At 29.4% G+C, this 1941-nt stretch carries 1 protein-coding gene and 1 pseudogene; both read right to left on the bottom strand.

All coding sequences use genetic code 11. The annotated features are described in order from the left end of the window. On the bottom strand, positions 1 to 1187 hold a 1187-nt coding region (locus tag AJ885_RS07070; protein ID WP_070280980.1), incomplete at its 3' end, for a hypothetical protein. 18 nt (positions 1188 to 1205) lie between these two features. Beyond that, positions 1206 to 1941 (bottom strand): annotated as a pseudogene (locus AJ885_RS07065) (hypothetical protein); the annotation flags it as partial.

Genomic DNA, 1941 nt, shown 5'->3' with positions numbered 1-1941 from the left:
AGTTTGTCTAAATATCCTCTTTTATAAATCCATTCTAATCTTTCAGGTGTAAAATAATAAGGGGCATTAGGATAGCCTTGAGGTGGGGTTAGGGCTGCTAGTTTGGCGCTTAATACTAGGGTATCTTTGAATAAAGTAGCTTGTTGTTCACTCCAATCATTTGGAGTATCTACATCAAATCTTGTTACCATTCCATTTTCGTATCCATCCATAGCATCATCAAATTTATTTCTACTTTCAGGAGTAGAATCTATATCTCTTGGATCTTTTAATTTGCCTTTTTTAATATCATTATATAAAGCCCAAATGATCCTGCCTTCTTCATCATAGGCAAAATCATATTTATTTAAATCAATCACCCAATCTACTCCCATAATCTCATCTATAAAAGGAAGCATACCAAATTCATCAGGCTGTATAGTTTTAGCTAAATCTTTTACTAATTTGGCCCTTAAAGGATTTTTATGTATCCCTGCCATACCTATACCTATTTCTAAAAGATTATCAGCATAATTATAAATTCCTCTTTTTATACCTAATTCTTCATATCCTCCACCTGTGAGTTGAATATATAAAATAAAACATTGTATCATTCTGGCATTAAAGCCATGATTTTTAGAACGCACAAAATATTCAGGTTTTCCTAGTATTCCTGCTGCTATACCCCATTCTTGTCTAAAAAGAGAAGATTTTAAGGTTTCTTTATTATTGTTAACTTCATCATAAATATAGGCGTATTCTTCATTGATTAAATATCCTTTTTCATCTACATTAGCATAAGCATCATAGGGTATATCTATAACCACAGATCTTAATCCACTTCTTATTGCTAAATATTTATATCTTTCTCTTTTGGTTTTTAAAGAATGATAATAAGCTTTTTCTGCTTTAGTCCAAGGAGCTATAGCTCCTTTGATAGGATCTTTTAAATATATACTTTGCCAATCTTTAAATTCAAGTAAAGTAGAACTTTGTCCTGTATAAAAGTTAGGATCTAGGTATTGGGGTTTATAGTCTTTGTAGGGGGAGTTTTTCATAATATGATAAGATTTAAAAACCGCTTTGGAATATTCTTCGGTATAGTTGCCTGTGGGCTTAATATTTTCTTTAAAGAGTATTTTATTGGTATCTTTTTCCACATCTAATGTTAACCCATTGGGTGTATAAATCTCATAAGTTTCACTCATTATCTATCCTTTCTTAATTTAACCCATGTATAAACCATCTTCTATGATTATGGTAGTAGCTAGTCTGCCTATGAAATTAGGCGGAGTTTTTGTTTCTGATGTGATATCAGTATTTGCACTTGCCTTGCTAGTGTTATTTTCTCTTTTGTCTATAGCTTTCAAGCTTTCTTTATTTTCATTTATCCCTATATACATAGCCTTAAGATTGTTTTGTCCTATGATATTGAGTTTTTCTAGTAATCTTCTGGTTTTATTTTTATCTTCTATATATCTTCCTGTTTTATCTTTACTTGTATTGTAAATTCCATTAGCAAAATCTTGTAAAATTTGTAAAGCTTCATTGTAAGCTTGAATGGCTGTTAAATTGATTTCATCATTAACTTCTTTATAATACTTTTCTAATGTAGTGTTTTTTAGGATATAAATTTCAGATTTAATGAGTTCTATACTATTTAAACTTTGATTAAAAAAAGTATAATCATCTCTTTCTTGTATAGTTTCATTTTCATCTTTTGTTATCCTTAAAGCGGATCTTTTCTCATCAATAATCAAATAAGATAAAAGTCTTTTTAAAAGAAATTCTTTATTTTCTTCAAGCTTTTGATCTATTTCATAATGAAAGGAAAAATGAGTGTCAAAAACTCCTGTGCAAAGATCTATGCCATAAAAAATTTTCTTTAAATCAAAGCTAATGAATTTCGAATTGATTGCAAAAGGATAAGTTACAAAATGATCTCTTATAACCGCTAAAGGA

This window comes from Campylobacter sp. BCW_6464, assembly GCF_001762775.1.
In the GTDB taxonomy this organism is placed as follows: domain Bacteria; phylum Campylobacterota; class Campylobacteria; order Campylobacterales; family Campylobacteraceae; genus Campylobacter_D; species Campylobacter_D jejuni.
The sequence above is the reverse complement of the archived record's forward strand: the minus strand, read 5'-3'. Positions and strand labels throughout refer to the sequence as shown.